The sequence below is a fragment of the Frigoribacterium sp. PvP032 genome (assembly GCF_017833035.1).
Lineage (GTDB): Bacteria > Actinomycetota > Actinomycetes > Actinomycetales > Microbacteriaceae > Frigoribacterium.
Genome location: NZ_JAFIBM010000001.1, coordinates 65812 through 82596, shown reverse-complemented (window position 1 = coordinate 82596; position 16785 = coordinate 65812). Strand labels below are relative to the sequence as shown.

At 73.3% G+C, this 16785-nt stretch carries 20 protein-coding genes; 10 read left to right on the top strand and 10 right to left on the bottom strand.

What is annotated here, in order from left to right:
* Positions 1 to 19: 19 nt before the first annotated feature.
* Positions 20 to 340, bottom strand: coding sequence for an ATP-dependent DNA ligase (locus JOE35_RS00370; protein WP_209559338.1), 321 nt, complete (start codon positions 338 to 340; stop codon positions 20 to 22).
* 275 nt (positions 341 to 615) lie between these two features.
* On the opposite strand from JOE35_RS00370, the gene JOE35_RS00365 reads away from it, so the two are divergent.
* Positions 616 to 1284 (top strand): histidine phosphatase family protein, encoded by a 669-nt coding sequence (locus tag JOE35_RS00365; protein ID WP_209559337.1) that lies wholly within the window; start codon positions 616 to 618, stop codon positions 1282 to 1284.
* Positions 1285 to 1301: 17 nt separating this feature from the next.
* On the opposite strand, the gene JOE35_RS00360 is transcribed toward JOE35_RS00365, so the two are convergent.
* Together JOE35_RS00360 and JOE35_RS00355 are read right to left on the bottom strand one after the other, a co-directional pair.
* Positions 1302 to 1703 carry a cupin domain-containing protein gene (locus JOE35_RS00360; RefSeq protein ID WP_209559336.1) on the bottom strand — a complete coding sequence of 134 codons (402 nt, stop codon included), beginning with the start codon at positions 1701 to 1703 and terminating at the stop codon, positions 1302 to 1304.
* Positions 1704 to 1939: 236 nt separating this feature from the next.
* Entirely contained in the window at positions 1940 to 2605 is a 666-nt protein-coding gene (locus tag JOE35_RS00355; protein WP_209559335.1) for an SDR family NAD(P)-dependent oxidoreductase, read from the bottom strand.
* A 172-nt stretch (positions 2606 to 2777) separates the two neighbouring features.
* On the opposite strand from JOE35_RS00355, the gene JOE35_RS00350 reads away from it, so the two are divergent.
* Positions 2778 to 3410 carry a TMEM175 family protein gene (locus tag JOE35_RS00350; protein WP_209559334.1) on the top strand — a complete coding sequence of 211 codons (633 nt, stop codon included), beginning with the start codon at positions 2778 to 2780 and terminating at the stop codon, positions 3408 to 3410.
* 119 nt (positions 3411 to 3529) lie between these two features.
* Here the strand turns inward: JOE35_RS00350 and JOE35_RS00345 are convergent, their stop codons facing one another.
* Positions 3530 to 4528 (bottom strand): NAD-dependent epimerase/dehydratase family protein, encoded by a 999-nt coding sequence (locus tag JOE35_RS00345; protein WP_209559333.1) that lies wholly within the window; start codon positions 4526 to 4528, stop codon positions 3530 to 3532.
* A gap of 399 nt (positions 4529 to 4927) precedes the next feature.
* Positions 4928 to 5515, bottom strand: coding sequence for a hypothetical protein (locus tag JOE35_RS00340; RefSeq protein ID WP_209559332.1), 588 nt, complete (start codon positions 5513 to 5515; stop codon positions 4928 to 4930).
* 137 nt (positions 5516 to 5652) lie between these two features.
* On the opposite strand from JOE35_RS00340, the gene JOE35_RS00335 reads away from it, so the two are divergent.
* Positions 5653 to 6528: an SDR family NAD(P)-dependent oxidoreductase gene (locus JOE35_RS00335; RefSeq protein WP_209559331.1), complete on the top strand. Its 876-nt coding sequence runs from the start codon at positions 5653 to 5655 to the stop codon at positions 6526 to 6528.
* Positions 6529 to 6790: 262 nt separating this feature from the next.
* Here JOE35_RS00335 and JOE35_RS00330 read toward each other — a convergent pair whose 3' ends face one another.
* Positions 6791 to 7441, bottom strand: a complete 651-nt coding sequence (locus JOE35_RS00330) for an NAD(P)-dependent oxidoreductase (protein WP_209559330.1) — start codon at positions 7439 to 7441, stop codon at positions 6791 to 6793.
* A gap of 96 nt (positions 7442 to 7537) precedes the next feature.
* Between JOE35_RS00330 and JOE35_RS00325 the strand changes: the two genes are divergently transcribed.
* Both JOE35_RS00325 and JOE35_RS00320 read left to right on the top strand, forming a co-directional pair.
* On the top strand, positions 7538 to 7993 hold the full coding sequence (locus JOE35_RS00325; RefSeq protein ID WP_307802864.1) for a helix-turn-helix domain-containing protein: 456 nt from the start codon (positions 7538 to 7540) through the stop codon (positions 7991 to 7993).
* 356 nt (positions 7994 to 8349) lie between these two features.
* Complete coding sequence (locus JOE35_RS00320; protein ID WP_209559328.1) at positions 8350 to 8850, top strand: FBP domain-containing protein; 501 nt, start codon at positions 8350 to 8352, stop codon at positions 8848 to 8850.
* A 166-nt stretch (positions 8851 to 9016) separates the two neighbouring features.
* On the opposite strand, the gene JOE35_RS00315 is transcribed toward JOE35_RS00320, so the two are convergent.
* Positions 9017 to 9610, bottom strand: a complete 594-nt coding sequence (locus tag JOE35_RS00315; RefSeq protein ID WP_209559327.1) for a TetR family transcriptional regulator — start codon at positions 9608 to 9610, stop codon at positions 9017 to 9019.
* A 128-nt stretch (positions 9611 to 9738) separates the two neighbouring features.
* Here JOE35_RS00315 and JOE35_RS00310 point away from each other — a divergent pair, with 128 nt between their 5' ends.
* On the top strand, positions 9739 to 11217 hold the full coding sequence (locus JOE35_RS00310) for an MFS transporter (protein ID WP_209559326.1): 1479 nt from the start codon (positions 9739 to 9741) through the stop codon (positions 11215 to 11217).
* 285 nt (positions 11218 to 11502) lie between these two features.
* Here JOE35_RS00310 and JOE35_RS00305 read toward each other — a convergent pair whose 3' ends face one another.
* A complete protein-coding gene (locus tag JOE35_RS00305) occupies positions 11503 to 12867 on the bottom strand; it encodes an NAD(P)/FAD-dependent oxidoreductase (protein ID WP_209559325.1) in 1365 nt (454 codons plus the stop codon).
* 298 nt (positions 12868 to 13165) lie between these two features.
* Here JOE35_RS00305 and JOE35_RS00300 point away from each other — a divergent pair, with 298 nt between their 5' ends.
* The 3 genes from JOE35_RS00300 to JOE35_RS00290 all read left to right on the top strand — a co-directional run bounded on the left by JOE35_RS00300 (position 13166) and on the right by JOE35_RS00290 (position 14591).
* Positions 13166 to 13450: a hypothetical protein gene (locus tag JOE35_RS00300; RefSeq protein WP_209559324.1), complete on the top strand. Its 285-nt coding sequence runs from the start codon at positions 13166 to 13168 to the stop codon at positions 13448 to 13450.
* Positions 13451 to 13545: 95 nt separating this feature from the next.
* Positions 13546 to 14136 (top strand): dienelactone hydrolase family protein, encoded by a 591-nt coding sequence (locus JOE35_RS00295; protein WP_209559323.1) that lies wholly within the window; start codon positions 13546 to 13548, stop codon positions 14134 to 14136.
* 194 nt (positions 14137 to 14330) lie between these two features.
* Positions 14331 to 14591, top strand: coding sequence for a hypothetical protein (locus JOE35_RS00290; RefSeq protein WP_209559322.1), 261 nt, complete (start codon positions 14331 to 14333; stop codon positions 14589 to 14591).
* 111 nt (positions 14592 to 14702) lie between these two features.
* Here JOE35_RS00290 and JOE35_RS00285 read toward each other — a convergent pair whose 3' ends face one another.
* Positions 14703 to 14960, bottom strand: a complete 258-nt coding sequence (locus JOE35_RS00285) for a hypothetical protein (RefSeq protein WP_209559321.1) — start codon at positions 14958 to 14960, stop codon at positions 14703 to 14705.
* Between the two features lie 145 nt (positions 14961 to 15105).
* The gene (locus JOE35_RS00280) at positions 15106 to 15738 is read right to left on the bottom strand and encodes a LysE/ArgO family amino acid transporter (protein WP_374099685.1); all 633 of its coding nucleotides are present in this window, start codon (positions 15736 to 15738) and stop codon (positions 15106 to 15108) included.
* A gap of 69 nt (positions 15739 to 15807) precedes the next feature.
* Here JOE35_RS00280 and JOE35_RS00275 point away from each other — a divergent pair, with 69 nt between their 5' ends.
* Positions 15808 to 16743 (top strand): LysR family transcriptional regulator ArgP, encoded by a 936-nt coding sequence (locus JOE35_RS00275; RefSeq protein ID WP_209559320.1) that lies wholly within the window; start codon positions 15808 to 15810, stop codon positions 16741 to 16743.
* Positions 16744 to 16785 lie beyond the last annotated feature (42 nt).

Genomic DNA, 16785 nt, shown 5'->3' with positions numbered 1-16785 from the left:
GGCGCGGGGGCGGCACGGGTCAGACGGCTCCGTCGACCACGACGGGGCCGTCCGGCTCGGGAACGAGCCGGAGGCCGCCTCCTCGACCGGGGGCGCTCAGGATCGCGCTGACCCAGGCGCGGTTGATCGTCGGCTCGCGGCTGCCCTCGAACTCGAAGAGCACGGCCTCGGTCGTCGGCACCCAGAGGGTGAAGCGCCCGCCGCCCTCGTGCGGGTGGCGCTGCCAGGAGAAGAAGAAGCCGGGCCCGTCGCGGAGCTCGAGGGCGAACGCGACACGGATGTGCGCGAGCGTGCGGTCGCCGAAGGGGAACGAGCGACCCGCGACGAGGAGGGTGCCCATTATCGTGCCTTGCTCTCGTCTTGGTCAGCCCGACGACCCCTGTGCCGCGCAGGCCAAGGGGACGCCCGGCAGTCGGGGTGCCGGGCGTCCGCGCGATGGTCGGCCCCTCCTGGAAGGGGCCGCCTGCACCCCCGATCACGGCTCTGTGGGTGCGAGGGGCAAGTCCGGCGAGCGTGTTCTGCCGGAAGCCGTCGTCCCGGCACGCCGAAGCTAGCCCACTGTCGGCCCTGCTCCTAGGACTTCCGTCACATCTGGCCCGTGGAAGACTCGACGACGTGCGCATCCTCCTCGTCAGACACGGCCAGAGCACCGCCAACGCCGCAGGTGCAGTCTCCAGCGCGGCCCCGGGGCCCGATCTCACCGACCTCGGTCGCGAGCAGGCGGAGGCGCTCGCCGCCGACCTCGTCGCCGAGCGGATCGACGCCGTCTACGCGTCCGTGCTGGTCCGTGCCCAGCAGACCGCCGCCCCGCTCGCCTCACGCCTGGGCCTCGACGTCGTGGTCCGCGACGGGCTGCACGAGATCGAGGCCGGTGACCTCGAGGACCGCACGGACGAGGAGGCGCTCCGCGGCTACGTCCTGCCGCTGGTGGCCTGGGCAGGGGGAGACCTCGCCGCCTCGGCCCCCGGGGCCCCCGACGGCCACGCCTTCTTCGAGCGCTTCGACGCCGCGATCGCCGACGTCGCCGCGCTGCACGAGGACGACGCCACGGTCGTCGTCGTCGGCCACGGCGCCGCCACGCGCGTCTGGCTCGGCGGCCGGGCGCTCAACGTCGACCCCGAGTTCACCGTCAGCACCGAGATGGAGAACACGGGCGTCATCGTGATCTCGGGCTCGCCCGCCGACGGCTGGACGGTCGTGAGCTGGCAGGGCGCGCCCGTCGGCGTCGCCGCCCCGAACGACCCGACCGGCGAGGCGCTCGACGAGGTGGTCGACGAGGCCTGACGCCCGGCCTGGGCTGCCTAGGGCCGCCGGTACTCGGCGTCCGACACGTGCTCGAGCCACGTGGTCGTCGTCGCGGGGTCGTCCGCCGACTCGATCATGGCGAGGTGCTCCATGTAGTCGTCGGGGGTGGCGCCGTGCCAGTGCTCCTCGCCGGGCGGCGTGTAGATCGTCTGGCCCGGCAGCGCCTCGATCACGGTGCCGTCGCGCGACCCGAGCAGCGCGACGCCCTCGGTGACGTGCAGGGTCTGCCCCTTCGCGTGGGAGTGCCAGGCCGTGCGGGCCCCCGGCAGGAACCGGACCTTGACGACGGTCATCCGGTCGCCGTCCTGCTGCGGCGACGCGATCGCGTCGAGCCAGACGTCGCCGGTGAACTGCTCGGGCGGGTTCTTGACGGTGGGCTGCTTCGGGACGATCTGCACGGTTCCTCCTCGGTCGTGGTGGAGCGGCCGGCCGCTCGGCCGGCGCTCGCGCCGTCGCGGGGCCTGCCGCGGGCGCACCTCGACGCTACGTCGGCGCCTCGGCGCGAGGGGTGCCCTGCTGGTGCCCCTGTGCCGTGCTGAGGTGCGATGAACTGCGTTCCGAACGATGAACCGTGTTTTTTCGCAGTTCATGGTTCGGAACGCGGTTCATGGCCTGGCCGACCTGTGGCCCGGACTCAGTCGGGCAGCGGCGCCGCGTAGACGCGGAAGTCGCCCTTCCCGGCGTGCATGGTCCAGAGGGTGTCGGCGAGCACGTCCGGCTCGTGGGCAGGGTCGCCGCCGCCGATGCCGAGCGGGATGATCAGCTGGCCGACGTGGATGCCCTCGGACGCCAGCGCGCCGTGCAGCAGCTCGGCGTAGGCGCTCTCGCCCGCGAAGGCGACCGCCGTGCCGGTGACGCCGTCACGCGGACGGACCGCGCTCGCGCCGTTGACGAAGAGGAGCGTGCCGCCGCCGATGCTGCGCATCCCCGGGATCACCTGGTGGGCGGCCGTCGCAGGGCCGTAGATCGAGAACTCGACCGGTCCGACGAGGTCGTCGGCGACCGTCTCGAGCACGGGGCGCATGAACTCCTTGGCGGGGAGGGGGCTGTACTGCAGCACCTCGATCGGGCCGAGGCGGGAGGCGGCCTGCTCGAGCGCTGCGACGAGGGACGGGCGGTCGCGCACGTCGGCGACGAAGCCGGCGGCCGTGTGGCCCTCGGCGACGAGGGTCGCGGCCAGCTCGTCGACCCTGGACTGGTCGCGGGCGATCAGCGCGATGCTGAGGCCCTCGAGGGCGAAGCGGCGGGCGACGGCCAGGCCGAGGCCCTGGCCGGCGCCGATGATGGCGAGTGTGGTCATGGCCCGACCCTACGGAGGCCCGAGGAGGCGTGACGCGCCCTGACAGGGAACGCTCGGCAGCCGCGGCGCTGGGCGACGTGATGGCGACGAAGCGACGCGATGTGCTGGGTCGGTTCGTCGTCTTCACGTCGGGACACGCGCCTCCGGCGGGGTCTGTGGTCTGATGTGCAGCATGAAGCGGACCCCGCGCCCCGAACGGATCGTCGCCTTCAGCGACGGCGTCGTCGCGATCGCCATCACCCTCGTCGTGCTGCCCCTGGTCGACACGGCCCGTGACGCCGACCTGCGGAGCGTGGGGCAGTTCCTCGCCGACAACGCACCGGCGCTCGCGGCCGCGGCGCTGAGCTTCGTCGTCATCGCCAACTTCTGGGAGGCCCACCACACGGTGTTCGAACGCGTCCAGGGGATCACGAGGGGGATGCTCCGCACGAACTTCGTCTGGCTCGCCGCGATCGTGTTCCTGCCGCTGCCCACCGTCCTGCTCGTCGGCACGCACTCGGACGACCGGCTCGGCACGGTGCTCTACATCGGGACGATGGTGGTCGCGACGTCGTCGCTCGCGGTGACGACGGAGCTCGGCCGTCGGGCCGGCGTCGTCCGTGCTCCGGAGGACGGTGAGCTGAGCGAGGCCACCCTCCGGCGGCGACGGTGGCTGCCGGTCGTGCTGATGACCGTCGCGCTGGTGCTCGCGGCGGCCGTGCCCGGCGTCGGCACGTGGGCGCTGCTCGTCCTGCTCGTGTCGATCCCGGCCGAGCGTGTCTGGCGCGTGCGCGGCGACCGCGCGAGCCGCCGCCGCCGCCGCTGAGTCGCGCAGACCCCTCGAACCCGCGCGGACCCGTCGGCGCGCAAGGGGGGGGGGTGCGCGCGGGATCGAGGGGTGTCGGCGCGGGCGGCGGCGGCGGCTGCAGCAGCGGGCGGGCTGGGTCAGCGGGCGAGCTCCTGCAGCAGCGCCGCCTCCTCGTCGGGGGAGAGGCCGGCACGGCGGGGACGGTCGACGCCGCGGGCCAGCTCGTCGTCGCGCACGCGAGCCGTCGTCTCGGCGAGCGGGCGGGTCGTGCCGCCCGCGGCACGGAACGCGGCGGTGCTGCGCCGCGCGAACCCGGACGCCTCGAGCGGCAGCCAGAGCGGCAGCGACCGGGGGCCCGCCCACCACCGGACGTCCCGCTCGAGCAGCCAGGCGTCGTCGACCGGCACGAGCTCGGGGTCGGTGCCGGCCGCGACCCGCGCCTCCTCGAGCACCTCGGCCAGGGGGGCGGGCTCACCCGCAGCGGTGAACGCCCCGAGGAGGCGCTCGCGACCCGCCAGGACAACCCACGCCGCGAGGTCGGCCACGTCGATCAGCTGCGCCCAGCGACCCTCGGTCGCGGGCACGAGCACGCGGCCACCGCGCAGCATCCGTGCCGGCCGGTGGCCGAAGCGGTCGCTCGGATCGCCGGGCCCCACGACGAGCGAGGGGCGCACGACGAGGAGGCGGTCGCCTAGCCGGGCGGCGGAGGCGCGCTCTGCCCACGCCTTCTGCTGCGCGTAGAGGTCGGGAGCGGCGTCGTCGGGATCGGGGCGCTCGTCGACGGCGACGAGCTCGGCGGACTCGTCCGCGCCGGGCTCGTCGTCGCGGGCGTAGACCGACACGGACGAGATCAGGGTCCAATGGCGGGCGCTTGCGGCGAGGGCGTCGAGCGCCCCCTCGACCAGGTCGGGCGGGGTGGCGAGCTCGACGACCTCGTCCCACTCGTGGTCGACGCCGACCACCTCGTCGTAGGCGCCGGGGCGGGTGCGGTCGGCCGCGACCAGCGTCGCTCCCTCGGGGGCGCCTCCTTCGCTGCCTCGGGCGAGGCAGGTGACGTCGGCTCCGTCGGCCACCGCCTGCCGCGCGATCTCGTGGCCGAGCCACCCCGTCCCGCCGAGCACCAGCACCTTGCGCACGAAGCCAGTCTGCCGTGCCGCGTCGTTCCGTGCCGTGCCGCGCCGTTCCGTGCCGCGCGGTGCCGCGCGGTGCCGCCGTCCGCGTCGAGACCCGCCGAACCCGCGCGCCCCCCTCGGCGCGCCGCAGGGTCCCTGCGGGTCCGCAGGGTCCGGGCCTCCGGGAAGAGAGAGGGCACGGCCACCACGCGGGTGGCCGTGCCCGGGTCGATGTTGTCCGCATCTGAGCTTCACGGGCAGGGGAGCGGTGCAACACCGGCCGGTGAAGACGCATGGTGACGCCTTCGACCCGACCGACGGTACGCGCACGGGCCGGGGCGTGCCCACGGGGACCGAGCGTCGAGCGTCGAGCGTCGAGCGTCGAGCGTCGAGCGTCGAGCGTCGAGCGTCGAGCGTCGAGCGTCAGCTCGGGTCGGTCACCGACCAGCTCACGATCTTCGCGCCGCCCATCTGTCGGCGACCCCGCTCCTTGTAGGCCTTCGCATAGCCGATCTCAGAGACGGTCGACCCGCCGGGCGCCAGGAGGAGGGCGCAGACCTCGGTCGTGCCGGTCGACGCCAGCGCCTCCTGGACGGTGTCGGTGTCGTTCGGGCACTCGTCGTCGTCGATCCTGGGGCTGCCGAAGTCGATGACTGCCCGGTCGGGCCCCGCCACGAAGTCGCCGTCCGTGCCGACGACCCAGTTGACGTTGCGGAACGCTCCGACGTCGCCGGCCTCGGCGGTCCACTCGCCCTCGACGACCTCGACGGTGAACCAGGCCGTGTAGAGGTCCTGGTCGCCCGGGTCCAGCTCCCACCGGGCGATCGTCTCGTCGCTGACGGCCTCGAACGAGTCCGCCGTGATCGAGACGGCCCCGTCGAAGCCGCCCACCGCCCACAGCCCGGTCTCGATCGGCTCGCCCAGGCTGGCGTCGGGGTCGGCACCGCACCCGGCGAGAACGAGGGCGGTGCCCGCGGCGATCAGGGAGACGAGGGCGGCTCGACGGTTCACGGTGGTCCTCCAGGCGGCGGGAGGCGCCCAGGACGATCGAGCGGCCGGCACCCCCCCCGGGCGGCCACCGGACCATCATGGCGCACACCGGCGACGTGCACGACGTCCCCAGGCGGTGACGGTCTACCGTTCAGGGCATGTCCGTCACCCTCCCTGCCCCTGGCCGCCTCGACGACCGTGCCGTCGTCGTCACCGGAGCGAGCTCCGGGATCGGCCGCGAGGCCGCCCGGGCGCTGTCGGACCTCGGTGCCACCGTCGCGGTCGTCGGCCGCAACGCCGACCGCACCCGCGCCGTCGCCGACGAGGTCGGCGGCACCGCCTACCTCGCCGACTTCGCCGACCTGGCGTCGGTGCGCTCGCTCGCCGATCAGCTGCTCGCCGACCTGCCGCGCATCCACGTGCTCGCCAACAACGCCGGCGCCACGATCTCGGAGCGTCAGCGCACCTCCGACGGGTTCGAGCTGACGTTCCAGGGCAACCACCTGGCGCCTTTCCTGCTGACCTCGCTGCTGCTGCCCCGGATGGTCGAGACCGCGGCCGATCACGCGCCCGGGACCGTGCGCGTGATCCAGACCTCGAGCGCGGGCAACCTGTTCGGCCGGGTCGACCTGGCCGACCTCGACGGCGACCACGAGCGCTGGTACGGCGGATTCCGCGCCTACGGCACCTCGAAGCTGCTCAACATCCTCTTCACGCGCGAGCTCGCCCGCCGCCTCGGCAGCACGGGAGTCGACGCGTTCGCGTTCCACCCCGGCTTCGTCGCGTCGGGCTTCGGCGGCAACGGGCCCGTCGCGACCTTCGCCAAGCGCGCGGCCGTGTCAACCGAGCAGGGGGCCGAGCCGCTGGTGCGACTGGCCGCCGCGGCGACGGTGCCTGCCCCGAGCGGCAACTACTTCGACCGCCTCAAGGCCCCGGGTCGGGTGGCGGCGCAGGCCGGCGACCGCGACCTGATGCGCGGCCTCTGGGAGCGGAGCGCCTCGCTGCTCGGCATCCCCTCCGACCCGCTCGCCTGAGCGGCTCCGGCTGGGCTGGGCTGCTCGTCGCCTCTCCCCATTCAGGAACGAGAGTCCTGAGTCGTGCGAGCTCAGGAGTCAGAGGCCTGATTCGTGCATGCGTCAGGAGTTCGTACCCGCAAGTTCCTGAACTGCGGGGACCGGTTCGGGCGAGCGAGGGCCGGCATGACGAAGGAGGTGCGGGCCAGGTGATCCTGACCCGCACCTCCTTCGTGCATCGCGTTCACGGCTCGGCGTCTAGTGCGTCGGTACGCGACCGACCTCAGTACGCGACGGAGATGTGCTCGCGGCGGTGTGCGGGCTTCTCGATCTCGTCGACGATCGCCAGCGCGAAGTCCGCGCCGCTGACGGCGGAGACGCCGGCGTCGTCGGTGAACGCGACCTCGCCGCCGACGCGGTAGCGGCCGAGCGCCTCGCCCGGTGCGTAGGCGCCGAACTGCATCGCGGGCGACACGAAGAGGAACTCGAGCGACTCGGAGCCGCCGAGCAGCTCGCCCAGCACCTCGTTCATCTGGAGCGCCTCGCCGGCGTACTCCGGCGGGATCTGGCCGGTCTCGGCCTGGCGCGGCCCGCCCTCCTCGAGGCGCAGCGAGCTGTAGCCGCCGACGACGACGAAGCGGGCGCCGTGCTGATCGGCCAGGGCGGCCAGCTCGCGGTCGACCTCGACGATGCGTCCGTCGAGCTCGCCGCGGGGCGAGAGGCTCGAGACGACGACCTCGGCACCGTCCACGGCGCGGGCGCGCACATCGGCGTCGACGAGCGAGCCGGTCTCGTAGCGGACGCCCTCGACGCGGGCCTCCTCGGCGGGGACGCTGCGGCTGACCGAGACGACCTCGTGTCCGCGGCGTGCGGCCTCGGCGACGATCGCGCTGCCGGCGTAGCCGGTCCCTCCGACGACGGTGATGCGAGTCATGGCGTTCTCCTTCTCGTTGCTTCTGTTCGTTCTTCTGTTCGTGGGGCTTCGCGGCTACGCTAGGTCCATTGGTCACCGATGGGAAGTAGGCACTTTTTGGTAACCGTTACGGCTCCGGCTCCCGACGCCGCGCCTCCTGCGCTCGATCCCTACGCAGCCGGCTGCCCGTCGCGCCGCCTCCTCGACCGGATCGGCGACCGCTGGACGGTGCTGATCGTCGGTGCGCTCGGCACGGGTCCACTCCGTTTCTCCGACATCCGCCGACGCGTCGAGGGCATCTCGCAGAAGATGCTGACGCAGACCCTGCGCGGGCTCGAACGCGACGGCCTCGTCACGCGGACCGTCTTCGCCGAGGTGCCGCCACGCGTCGTCTACGAGTTGACGGAGGCGGGCGAGACGCTCCGCACACCGCTGCGCGCCCTCGAGGAGTGGTCGATCGCGCACTTCGGGCAGGTCTCCGGCGCGTGGGCCGAGTACGACGAGAGGGTCACCGACGTGAGGGGCGGCGACGTGAGGGTCGGGGACGCGGGGGTCGGCGGCGTCGAGGGCTGACGGCGGGGGTGGACGCCGCTCCGTCCGGGTCGTATCGTCGACCCGTGATCATCTCCGCAGTCGTGCAGCCCTCGGGGCGTCAGGAGGTCGTCGGCGGGCTCTCCGCCGGCGGCAGGTAGTCGCACAGTCGACCCCTCCCCATCTCTCCTCCCCTGATCACCGCTCGTGTGCGCCGTCGTGCGCGCACCTCCTCGCCCCCTCCTGTGGCTGCCCGGCCGTCGAGTGGTCGCTTCCTGTCGTTCCCCGTCGCGGGGACGATCGGAACTGACCACTCGTCGTGCGGGCACGTCCTGGCAGGGCGGGGCAGGTGCGCACGGCCCGGTGCCCGAGCATCCCTACCGACTGGTGAACCCCTGATGCTGCCCCTGACCGCCTCCGTCCTCCGCGCCTCCTTCGCGAACGCCTCGCGCAAGGAGACCTCCGACCTCGTTCTCCCGCCCGACCTCGACGCCCTCTACACCGGCGGCTGGGACTCGCTCGAGTTCCTCGGCTGGCGCGACCCGAAGCTGCCCCGCCGCGCCTACGTCGTCGTGCCGGTCGACGGCGAGCCGGTCGGCCTCGTTCTGCGCCAGGCCGAGGCCACGACCCGGTCCCGCGCCCAGTGCAGCTGGTGCCAGGACGTGACCCTGCCCGCGCCTGTCGCCTTCTTCAGCGCGAAGCGGGCCGGTGCCGCCGGACGCAACGGCGACACGGTCGGCACGCTCGTCTGCGCCGGCTTCGAGTGCAGCGCGAACGCCCACCGACCGCCGCCGCCCGCGTACCTCGGCTTCGACGTCGCGGCGGCCGTCGAGCAGAGGGTGCTCAGCCTGCGCGAGCGGACGGCCGGCTTCGTGCGGACCGTGGTCGACGGCCGCTGAGGCGGCTGAGCGGCTTCCCGCCGACCCAGCCGACCGGCCGTGCTGCGTGCTGCCTCGAGTGGTCAGGTGCGGTCGTCCAGAGCGTCCCGGCCGACCGGAGCTGACCACTCGGCGGGCGCCTCCTGGGGCGAGGGCCAGGGCCAGGGCCAGGGCCAGGGCCAGGGCGTCAGGCGAGGAGGCGCGTGACGGCCGCGCGCACGATCGCGCGCTGGGCGTCGACGTCGGGCGTCCGCGGCTGGTCGTCCGGGAGCTCCGGCAGCTGTACCCACGCCGACGCGATCGCCAGCACGAGGGCGAAGAGGTCGTCGGGCGACCAGGGCTGCGGTGTGCCCGTCGCGTCGGCCTCGCCGGCCTCGCCGGCCTCGCCGATCAGGCGCTCGAGGTGCCCGACGGAGGTGGCGCGCACGCTCTCGAGGACCCCGAACGACGCCGCCCAGTCGTGCCGCTGCTCGAGCCGGGCCCAGGCGAGGAGGCGCTGGTTGGCGGGGTTGTCGACGAGATGGTCGAAGACGGCGACCGCGAAGTCCTCGACGGAGCTGAAGTCGACCGACGCGGCCTCGCCCAGATGGGCGAAGGAGGCGTTGAGCACGGCCGTGAACAGGGACTCCTTGTCGCCGTAGTGGGCGTAGAGCCGCTCCTTGCTGCAGGCGGCGGCTGCGGCGATCCGGTCGACGCGGGCGCCGGCGAGGCCGTGCTCGGCGAACTCCGCCGTGGCTGCCACGAGGATGCGGCGGCGCGTCTCGTCCGCGTCGTAGGCCATGCGGCGAGATTAGCCCCTGTGGCGCCCCCCTTACGAATCCAACCAACTAGTAGGTAGTATCACTGGGTCCACGACGGCCGCCCGTCGTGGAGCGCCCCGAGACTCAGGGCACCAGAACCAGGAGAACAGTGACCACCTCAGCAGCACGGCCCGCCACCGGGTCGCACCAGACCGCACCTCCGTCCGACGCACCGGCGTCCGCCCGCCGCTGGTGGGTGCTCGTGATCGTCGGGCTCGCGCAGCTCGTCGTCGTGCTCGACGGCACCATCGTCAACATCGCCCTGCCGCAGGCCCAGGCCGAGCTCGGCCTCTCGGACGAGAACCGCCAGTGGGTCGTCACGGCCTACGCCCTCGCCTTCGGCGCGCTGCTGCTGCTCGGCGGCCGCATCGCCGACTTCTGGGGACGCAAGCGCACCTTCATCGTCGGCATGGTCGGCTTCGGCGCCGCGTCGGCCTTCGGCGGCCTCGTCTCGACCGGCGAGCTGCTCGTCACCGCCCGTGCCCTCCAGGGCGTCTTCGCCGCGCTGCTCGCCCCGGCCGCCCTCGCCGTGCTCACCACGACCTTCTCGCGCGGACGCGAGCGCAACACGGCCTTCGCCGTCTTCGGTGCCATCTCGGGTGCGGGCGCAGCCGTCGGCCTCGTGCTCGGCGGCGTGCTCACGGAGTTCGTCAGCTGGCGCTGGTGCCTCCTCGTCAACGTGCCGATCGTGATCGTCGCGATCATCGCCGCCGCGCTCGTCGTGCGCGAGAGCAAGGCCGAGGGCGACAACCGCCTCGACGTCGTCGGCACGGTCGTCGTGGCGCTCGGCCTCGCGTCGCTCGTCTACGGCTTCACCCAGGCCGAGGACGGCTGGGGCAGCCCCGTCGTCATCGGCTTCATCGCCCTCGGCGCCGGCCTGCTCGCCCTGTTCGTCCTCGTCCAGAAGCGCAGCGACCACCCCCTCCTGCCGCTCGGCGTGCTGACGAACCGCGTGCGCGGCGGGGCTTTCCTCGTGCAGCTGATCGTCGGCAGCGTCATGATCGGCGCCCTGCTCTACCTGACGTTCCACCTGCAGATCGTGCTCGGCTTCGGCCCGCTCGAGGCCGGCCTCGCGACGCTGCCGATGACGCTGGTCATCATGGTGATGGCGCCGATCCTGACGAAGCTGCTGCCGGTGATCGGTCCGCGCCTCCTCATGATCGTCGGGCCGATCGTGGCCGCCGCCGGCCTGTTCTGGCTGTCGTTCATCACGGCCGACGGCGGGTACGCGACGCACGTGCTGCCGCCGCTGATCGTCATGGGCGTGGGCCTCGCCGGCATCTTCGTGCCGATGCAGAACCTCGCGCTCGCCGGAGTCGATCCCCACGAGGCCGGCGCGGCCAGCGCCACCTCGAACGCGATGATGCAGATCGGCGGCTCGATCGGGCTCGCGGTCTACACGAACCTCTACGCGTCGGCCGTGGCCGGAAGCACGGCCGGCGGGCTCGCAGCGCTCGTCGACGGCTACTCGGCGGCGTTCGTCGCGGCCGCGGTGGCCGCGTTCATCGCCGCGCCGATCTCGTTCTTCATGATCCGCGGCACGAAGGAGGAGCTGCTCCCGAGCGGCCCCGTGGTGCACCTGGGCTGAGCCTGCGCGCCTGCGCGCCTGCGCGCTCTGCGCCCCGCACCCCGGTGTGGACCATGCACCCCGTCGTTTCGGGGTGCATGGTCCACACCGGGGTGTTTCGTCCGGGCAGCGAGACGCGCCCGCGCTGCAGAACCGTGTCCTGCAGGAGGCGCGGTGTGCGCCGGGCGGGCACCGCACCTCCTCGGGGCTGCCTGCCCCTCAAGAACCGCGAACCGGACCATGAACCGCGGAAGAACGCGGTTCATGGTCCGGTTCGCGGTTCCCTGCGCTCCGGGAGCCGGCGGGCTACTCGGCCTTCTCGGTCTGCCACTTCTCGGGAGCGCGGTCGCCGTTCGGGCGGACCGGGCGCACGTCGCCGACGATCGGGATGGCGCGCTTGCGGAGCGCCCACATGTAGCGGACGAAGAAGTGGGTCAGCGTCGACAGGCGGTTGCCGTTGCCGAGCAGGCTCGTGATGTGCACGAAGACCCAGAGCAGCCAGGCGACGGGCCCGGTCATCGTGAAGCCGTTCGGCAGCTGCACCACGGCCGCGTTCGTGCCGACCGTCGCCATCGTGCCCTTGTCGTGGTACTTGAACTTCGTGGACGGCTTGCCGGCGAGGAGGCGCTCGATCTGCTCGCCGATGTGCTCGCCGCCCTGGATGGCCGGCTGGGCCAGCTGCGCGAGGGCGTCGTCGGTCGCGGCGATGTCTCCGGCGGCCCAGATGCGGTCGAGGCCCTTGACCGTGAGGTCGTCGTTGACCTGGATGCGGCCTCCGTGGGTCTGCGGCACGCCCCAGGCGGCGACCTCCGCGTGCGCGGCGACGCCGGTCGCCCAGACGACGAGCTCGGCGGGGATGAACTCGCCGGAGGCGGTGCGGACGCCGTCGGGCGTGACCTCCTCGACGCCGGTGTCGAGCCGCAGGTCGACGCCGCGCTTGCGCAGCACCTTGGCGGCGTAGCGACGGAGGCGCGGCGCGAACGGCTTGAGGAGCTCGCCGCTGCGGTGCACCAGCGTGATCGTGATGCTCGAGGCGTCGATCTCGGGGTAGGCGTCCTTGAGGGCCTGGTCGCGCAGCTCGGCCAGCGCTCCGGCCATCTCGACGCCGGTCGCGCCGCCGCCGACGATGACGACCCGCACCTCGCCGCTGCCCTGCGACGCCGCCGCGTTCTCGAGCTGCGTGAAGAGCTCGTCGCGGATGCGGAGGGCCTGCGAGCGGGAGTACATCGAGTAGGCGAACTCGTAGGCGCCCTTGGTACCGAAGTAGCTCGTGTTGACGCCGTTCGCGAGCACGAGCGCGTCGTACGAGATCTCCTCGCCGTCGCGGAGCGTGATGACGCGCTCGTCGGCCCGGACGGTCGTGAGGAGCCCGTGCCGGAAGTCGGCGTTCGACTGCTTCGAGCGGAGGCTGCGGAGGAAGTACGTGACGTCGCCGGCGTTCAGGCCGCCGGTCGCGACCTGGTACATGAGCGGCTGGAACATGTTGTAGACGTGCCGGTCGATCAGCGTGATGTCGACGTCGGCGTCCTTGAGGGCGCGCATCGTGGCGATGCCGGCGAAGCCGCCGCCGACCACGACGACGTGGGGCCGTGCGGGCTGTGCGGCGCCGGAGGGGCCGGGGGCGCTGGAGGTGCCGGCAGGGCGCTCGTCGGAGGTGCGGTCGTCGGACATGAGGGTGCTCCTGCGGGGTGCTCGGTACTGGGCGGAGGTCGCCGGTGACCCCGATCTGCAGGCGGCTGGTTCCTCCGCCCGTGTCAGGCTACTCGCCTGCGAGGGCCTGTCGGACACCGTTCTGCAGCCTGCGCAACGGGTGTTGTCGAACCCCTCGAGGGGCTGTCGCGAGCGACCGAGGTGGCGGCGGGACGGGCAGCTCGGCCCGTGCGCCCGGGCCGGGAGACGGCCAGCGGCGTAGGGTCGTCGTCACCGGATCAGAGGACCCCGCACGAGCGGACGGTCGAGGGGGTACATCGTGAAGGGCTACGTGCTGTGGCGTCGTGACGAGTCGCCCGTCGTGCGCCGCGACCGCGAAGGCGACGACCGCCTCCGGCTGCTCGCGTCGCTGGAGGACCTGGTCCCCCTCGGCGCGGAGATCGCCGGGCTCGTGATCGACGACGACACGAGCGTCGGGGCCGGCGACGTGCCGCCCGACGAGGCGCACGCGACGGCTCCGTCCCTCGACGACCGGCCGCTGGCTCCCGTCGTCCCGCTCTTCTCGGCGGACCGTCCGGCACGCCGTCGCCGTCGGCACCGCTGACCTCCCGCGCCGCTGGCGGCAGTGTCCTGGGCTCGGGCTAGGGTCGTGACGACCGTCGCGCACCAGGCAGGCGGCAGTCGAGGAGGCGCGCAGCCGTGACCGAGGTCGTCCTGTTCCACCACGCCCAGGGTCTGACCCGCGGGGTCGTCGCCTTCGCCGACGCGCTGCGGGCCGCCGGCCACGTCGTGCACACGCCCGACCTGTACGAGGGCCGCACCTTCGACTCGATCGACGAGGGGCTCGAGTTCGTGCACGGCATCGGCGTCGGCGAGATCGCCGCCCGCGGCGTCCGCTCGGCTGCCGACTTCGACGCCGACGTCGTCTACGCCGGCTTCTCGCTGGGCGTGCTGCCCGCGCAGCACCTCGCCCAGTCGCGTCCCGGCGCCCGCGGCGCCCTGTTCTTCCACGCCTGCGTGCCCGCCGCTGAGTTCGGCACCTGGCCGGCCGGGCTTGCCCTGCAGGTGCACGGCATGGAGCACGACCCGTTCTTCGCCGACGAGGGCGACCTCGACGCCGCCCGCGAGCTCGTCGCACAGCTGCGTGCGGACGACCCTGCCGCCGACGCCGAGCTGTTCGTCTACCCGGGCAGCGAGCACCTCTTCGCCGACTCGTCGCTGGCCGCGTACCAGCCGGAGGCGGCAGCGCTCCTGACGGAGCGGACGCTGGCGTTCCTCGCGCGGCACTAGCCCGCACCGGCTGCTCGGATCGGCGGGCGACACCCGCTCAGGCGGGCTGCGGGGACGGCGCTGCGGAGACCGGCGCTGCTGCGCGGGCGACGCCTCCCTGGGTCCCGGTCCGCGCCTCCGGGGCAGAGTGGAACGACCACGACAGCCCCGACATCGGGGCGACTGCACGGGACGACACGAGCGAGAGGCCAGACATGAGCGACAGCACGCACGCGCACGACGACGACGCGACCACCGAGACGGACCTCGACGCAGGCTCGGGGGTCGAGTCCGACGGCCGGTCCCCGCTCGGGCAGCAGGGCGCCTTCCGCGACGCGGAGGGCGTCGACGCCGACGCCGAGTCCTCTGAGCAGGACGGCACGGAGAGCGTGCCCCGGGCGGGCGGCGGACCTGCGCCGACCGACGGCACCGGCACGAGCGGCACGGGCGTGACCGGCTCGGACGCGGTCCGCTAGGCACGACGCGACTCGAGGGCTCCGGCCCGGATGCAGGACGACCCCGCCCTTCGGACGATCGCCCCATGAGGGGGCCGGTCATCCGGGGACGGGGTCGTTCGTCGTGGTGGCCTAGCGGCCGAGGACGATCGAGCCGGTGTGCGTGCGCACGGTCGAGGTGCGAGTGCTCAGGGCGCTCAGCTGGGCGCGGACGTAGCGGCCGAGCGAGGTGCGCTGCACCGACGGCGACACGTAGGCGCCGATCGTGACGGCGTCACGGTGAGCGGTCGACACGTACGAGCCGATCGGCTCGTCGCGGCGGGTGGTGCTGACGTAGCGGCCGCCGAGCGGGAACGGCTGGGCGGGGGTGGTCGATGCGGTGCGGTCCATGGGGGCCTCCTCGTTCAGGGAGACGAGGACTGCCGGTTGGATGAGGGCGAGGTGCTCGTCTCCGTCGGCGTGAGCACCACTCTAGCTCGCTTTCTTGAATAGTTCAAAACAACGCGTCGGGCGCCGTTCGTTCGGCGGCCAGCCGTCACGCGCCCAGCAGCAGCCGCAGCCCCAGCGCCGTCATCACCACGGCGATCAGCCCGTCGAGCACGCGCCACGACGACGGCTTCGCGAAGAACGGCTTGAGGAGGCGGGAGCCGAGGCCCAGCACCGCGAACCACAGGAAGCTGCCCGCGATGGCACCGCCTGCCCACCACCAGCGGAGGTCGCCCGGCTGCTGGTTGGCCACCGAGCCGAGGAACACGATCGTGTCGAGGTAGGTGTGCGGGTTCAGCCAGGTGAGGGCGAGCACGGTGACGACGGCGGTCTTCCTGCTCGGCTGCACCGCGCCTCCCTCGGCCTGCAGTGCACCGGACGGCCGGATCGCGCGCTTCGCGGCGAACCCCGCGTAGACGAGGAGGAACGCGGCCCCGACGATCCGGACCACCAGGAGGGCCTGGGGCGCGGCGGCGATCAGGGCCCCGACGCCGGCCACCCCGGCGATTATCAGCACGGCGTCGCTCGCTGCGCAGACGGCGATGACGGGGAGGATCACCCGGTTGACGCCCTGCAGGCCGACCTTGAGCACGTAGGCGTTCTGGGCGCCGATCGCGACGATGAGGGCGAGGCCGGTGCCCATGCCGAACAGGGCGGGCAGCAGGAGGGAGGAAAAGGTCACGTCACGACGCTAGGGACGAGGTGCAGCATCTCTCTAGCTCATGTTCGTGATGCTGCATAAGCTCTGCTGATGATCACCTTCGCCTCGGACCACCTCGTCACCCTCCGCGCCCTCGTCGACGAGGGGACCTTCGAGGCGGCGGCCCAGCGGCTGCACATGACCCAGTCGGCCGTGTCGCAGCGCATCAAGCAGCTCGAGCGCACGGCGGGGCAGGTGCTCGTGCAGCGCACCACGCCCGTCGTGACGACCGCAGCCGGGGACGTCGTGCTCCGCTACGCCCGGCAGGTGCAGCTGCTCGCCGACGACGCCGCGGTCGAGCTGGGCGCCGGCGGCGGAGCAGGTGCCGGGGGTGCCGGAGGGCTCGGCGGTGCCGGTGGGCCGAGCACGTCGATCGCCGTGGCGGTCAACGCCGACTCGCTCGCGACGTGGTTCCTGGAGGCGCTCGCCGCACTGCCGCCGGGGGTGGGCGCCGTCTTCGACCTGCACCGCGAGGACCAGGAGAACACGACCTCGCTGCTGCGCTCGGGGACCGTCCTCGCCGCGGTCACGTCGACCAGGGAGCCGCTGCAGGGCTGCTCGTCCGAGCCGCTCGGGCTGATGCGGTACCGCGCCGTCGCGAGCCCGGGCTTCGTCGACCGCTGGCTCGGGGGAGTGCCGACCATGGGCCGCGTCGACGCCGCCCCGATGCTCGACTTCGACCGGTCGGACCAGCTGCAGCGCGGGTTCCTCCGGGCGTCGCTCGGCTACGACCCACGGCCGCCCCGCACGTTCGTCCCGTCGTCGGCCGACTTCGCCCGGGCCGCCCGGCTCGGCCTCGGCTGGGGACTGCTGCCCGAGGCGCAGTGCCTCGACCTGCTCGCCGACGGGTCGCTCGTCGAGCTCGCGCCCGGCGAGCACGTCGATCTCGCGCTGTACTGGCAGCGCTGGGCGCTGTCGTCGCGGCTGCTCGACACGCTGACCGAGTCGGTGCGGCGGTCGGCGGCGGAGGTGCTGCTGCCGGCGTGAGGGGCGCCTCCTCGTCTCCGCCTGCGCTGACGTCGAGACCCG

What these genes read in the sequence shown, in the direction of transcription:
- JOE35_RS00330 (WP_209559330.1), bottom strand. Translation starts at nt 7,441, where the DNA reads ATGACTCGCATCACCGTCGTCGGAGGGACCGGCTACGCCGGCAGCGCG.
- JOE35_RS00290 (WP_209559322.1), top strand. Translation starts at nt 14,331, where the DNA reads ATGAGCGACAGCACGCACGCGCACGACGACGACGCGACCACCGAGACG.
- JOE35_RS00305 (WP_209559325.1), bottom strand. Translation starts at nt 12,867, where the DNA reads ATGTCCGACGACCGCACCTCCGACGAGCGCCCTGCCGGCACCTCCAGC.
- JOE35_RS00285 (WP_209559321.1), bottom strand. Translation starts at nt 14,960, where the DNA reads ATGGACCGCACCGCATCGACCACCCCCGCCCAGCCGTTCCCGCTCGGC.
- JOE35_RS00335 (WP_209559331.1), top strand. Translation starts at nt 5,653, where the DNA reads ATGTCCGTCACCCTCCCTGCCCCTGGCCGCCTCGACGACCGTGCCGTC.
- JOE35_RS00275 (WP_209559320.1), top strand. Translation starts at nt 15,808, where the DNA reads ATGATCACCTTCGCCTCGGACCACCTCGTCACCCTCCGCGCCCTCGTC.
- JOE35_RS00315 (WP_209559327.1), bottom strand. Translation starts at nt 9,610, where the DNA reads ATGGCCTACGACGCGGACGAGACGCGCCGCCGCATCCTCGTGGCAGCC.
- JOE35_RS00370 (WP_209559338.1), bottom strand. Translation starts at nt 340, where the DNA reads ATGGGCACCCTCCTCGTCGCGGGTCGCTCGTTCCCCTTCGGCGACCGC.
- JOE35_RS00350 (WP_209559334.1), top strand. Translation starts at nt 2,778, where the DNA reads ATGAAGCGGACCCCGCGCCCCGAACGGATCGTCGCCTTCAGCGACGGC.
- JOE35_RS00320 (WP_209559328.1), top strand. Translation starts at nt 8,350, where the DNA reads ATGCTGCCCCTGACCGCCTCCGTCCTCCGCGCCTCCTTCGCGAACGCC.
- JOE35_RS00355 (WP_209559335.1), bottom strand. Translation starts at nt 2,605, where the DNA reads ATGACCACACTCGCCATCATCGGCGCCGGCCAGGGCCTCGGCCTGGCC.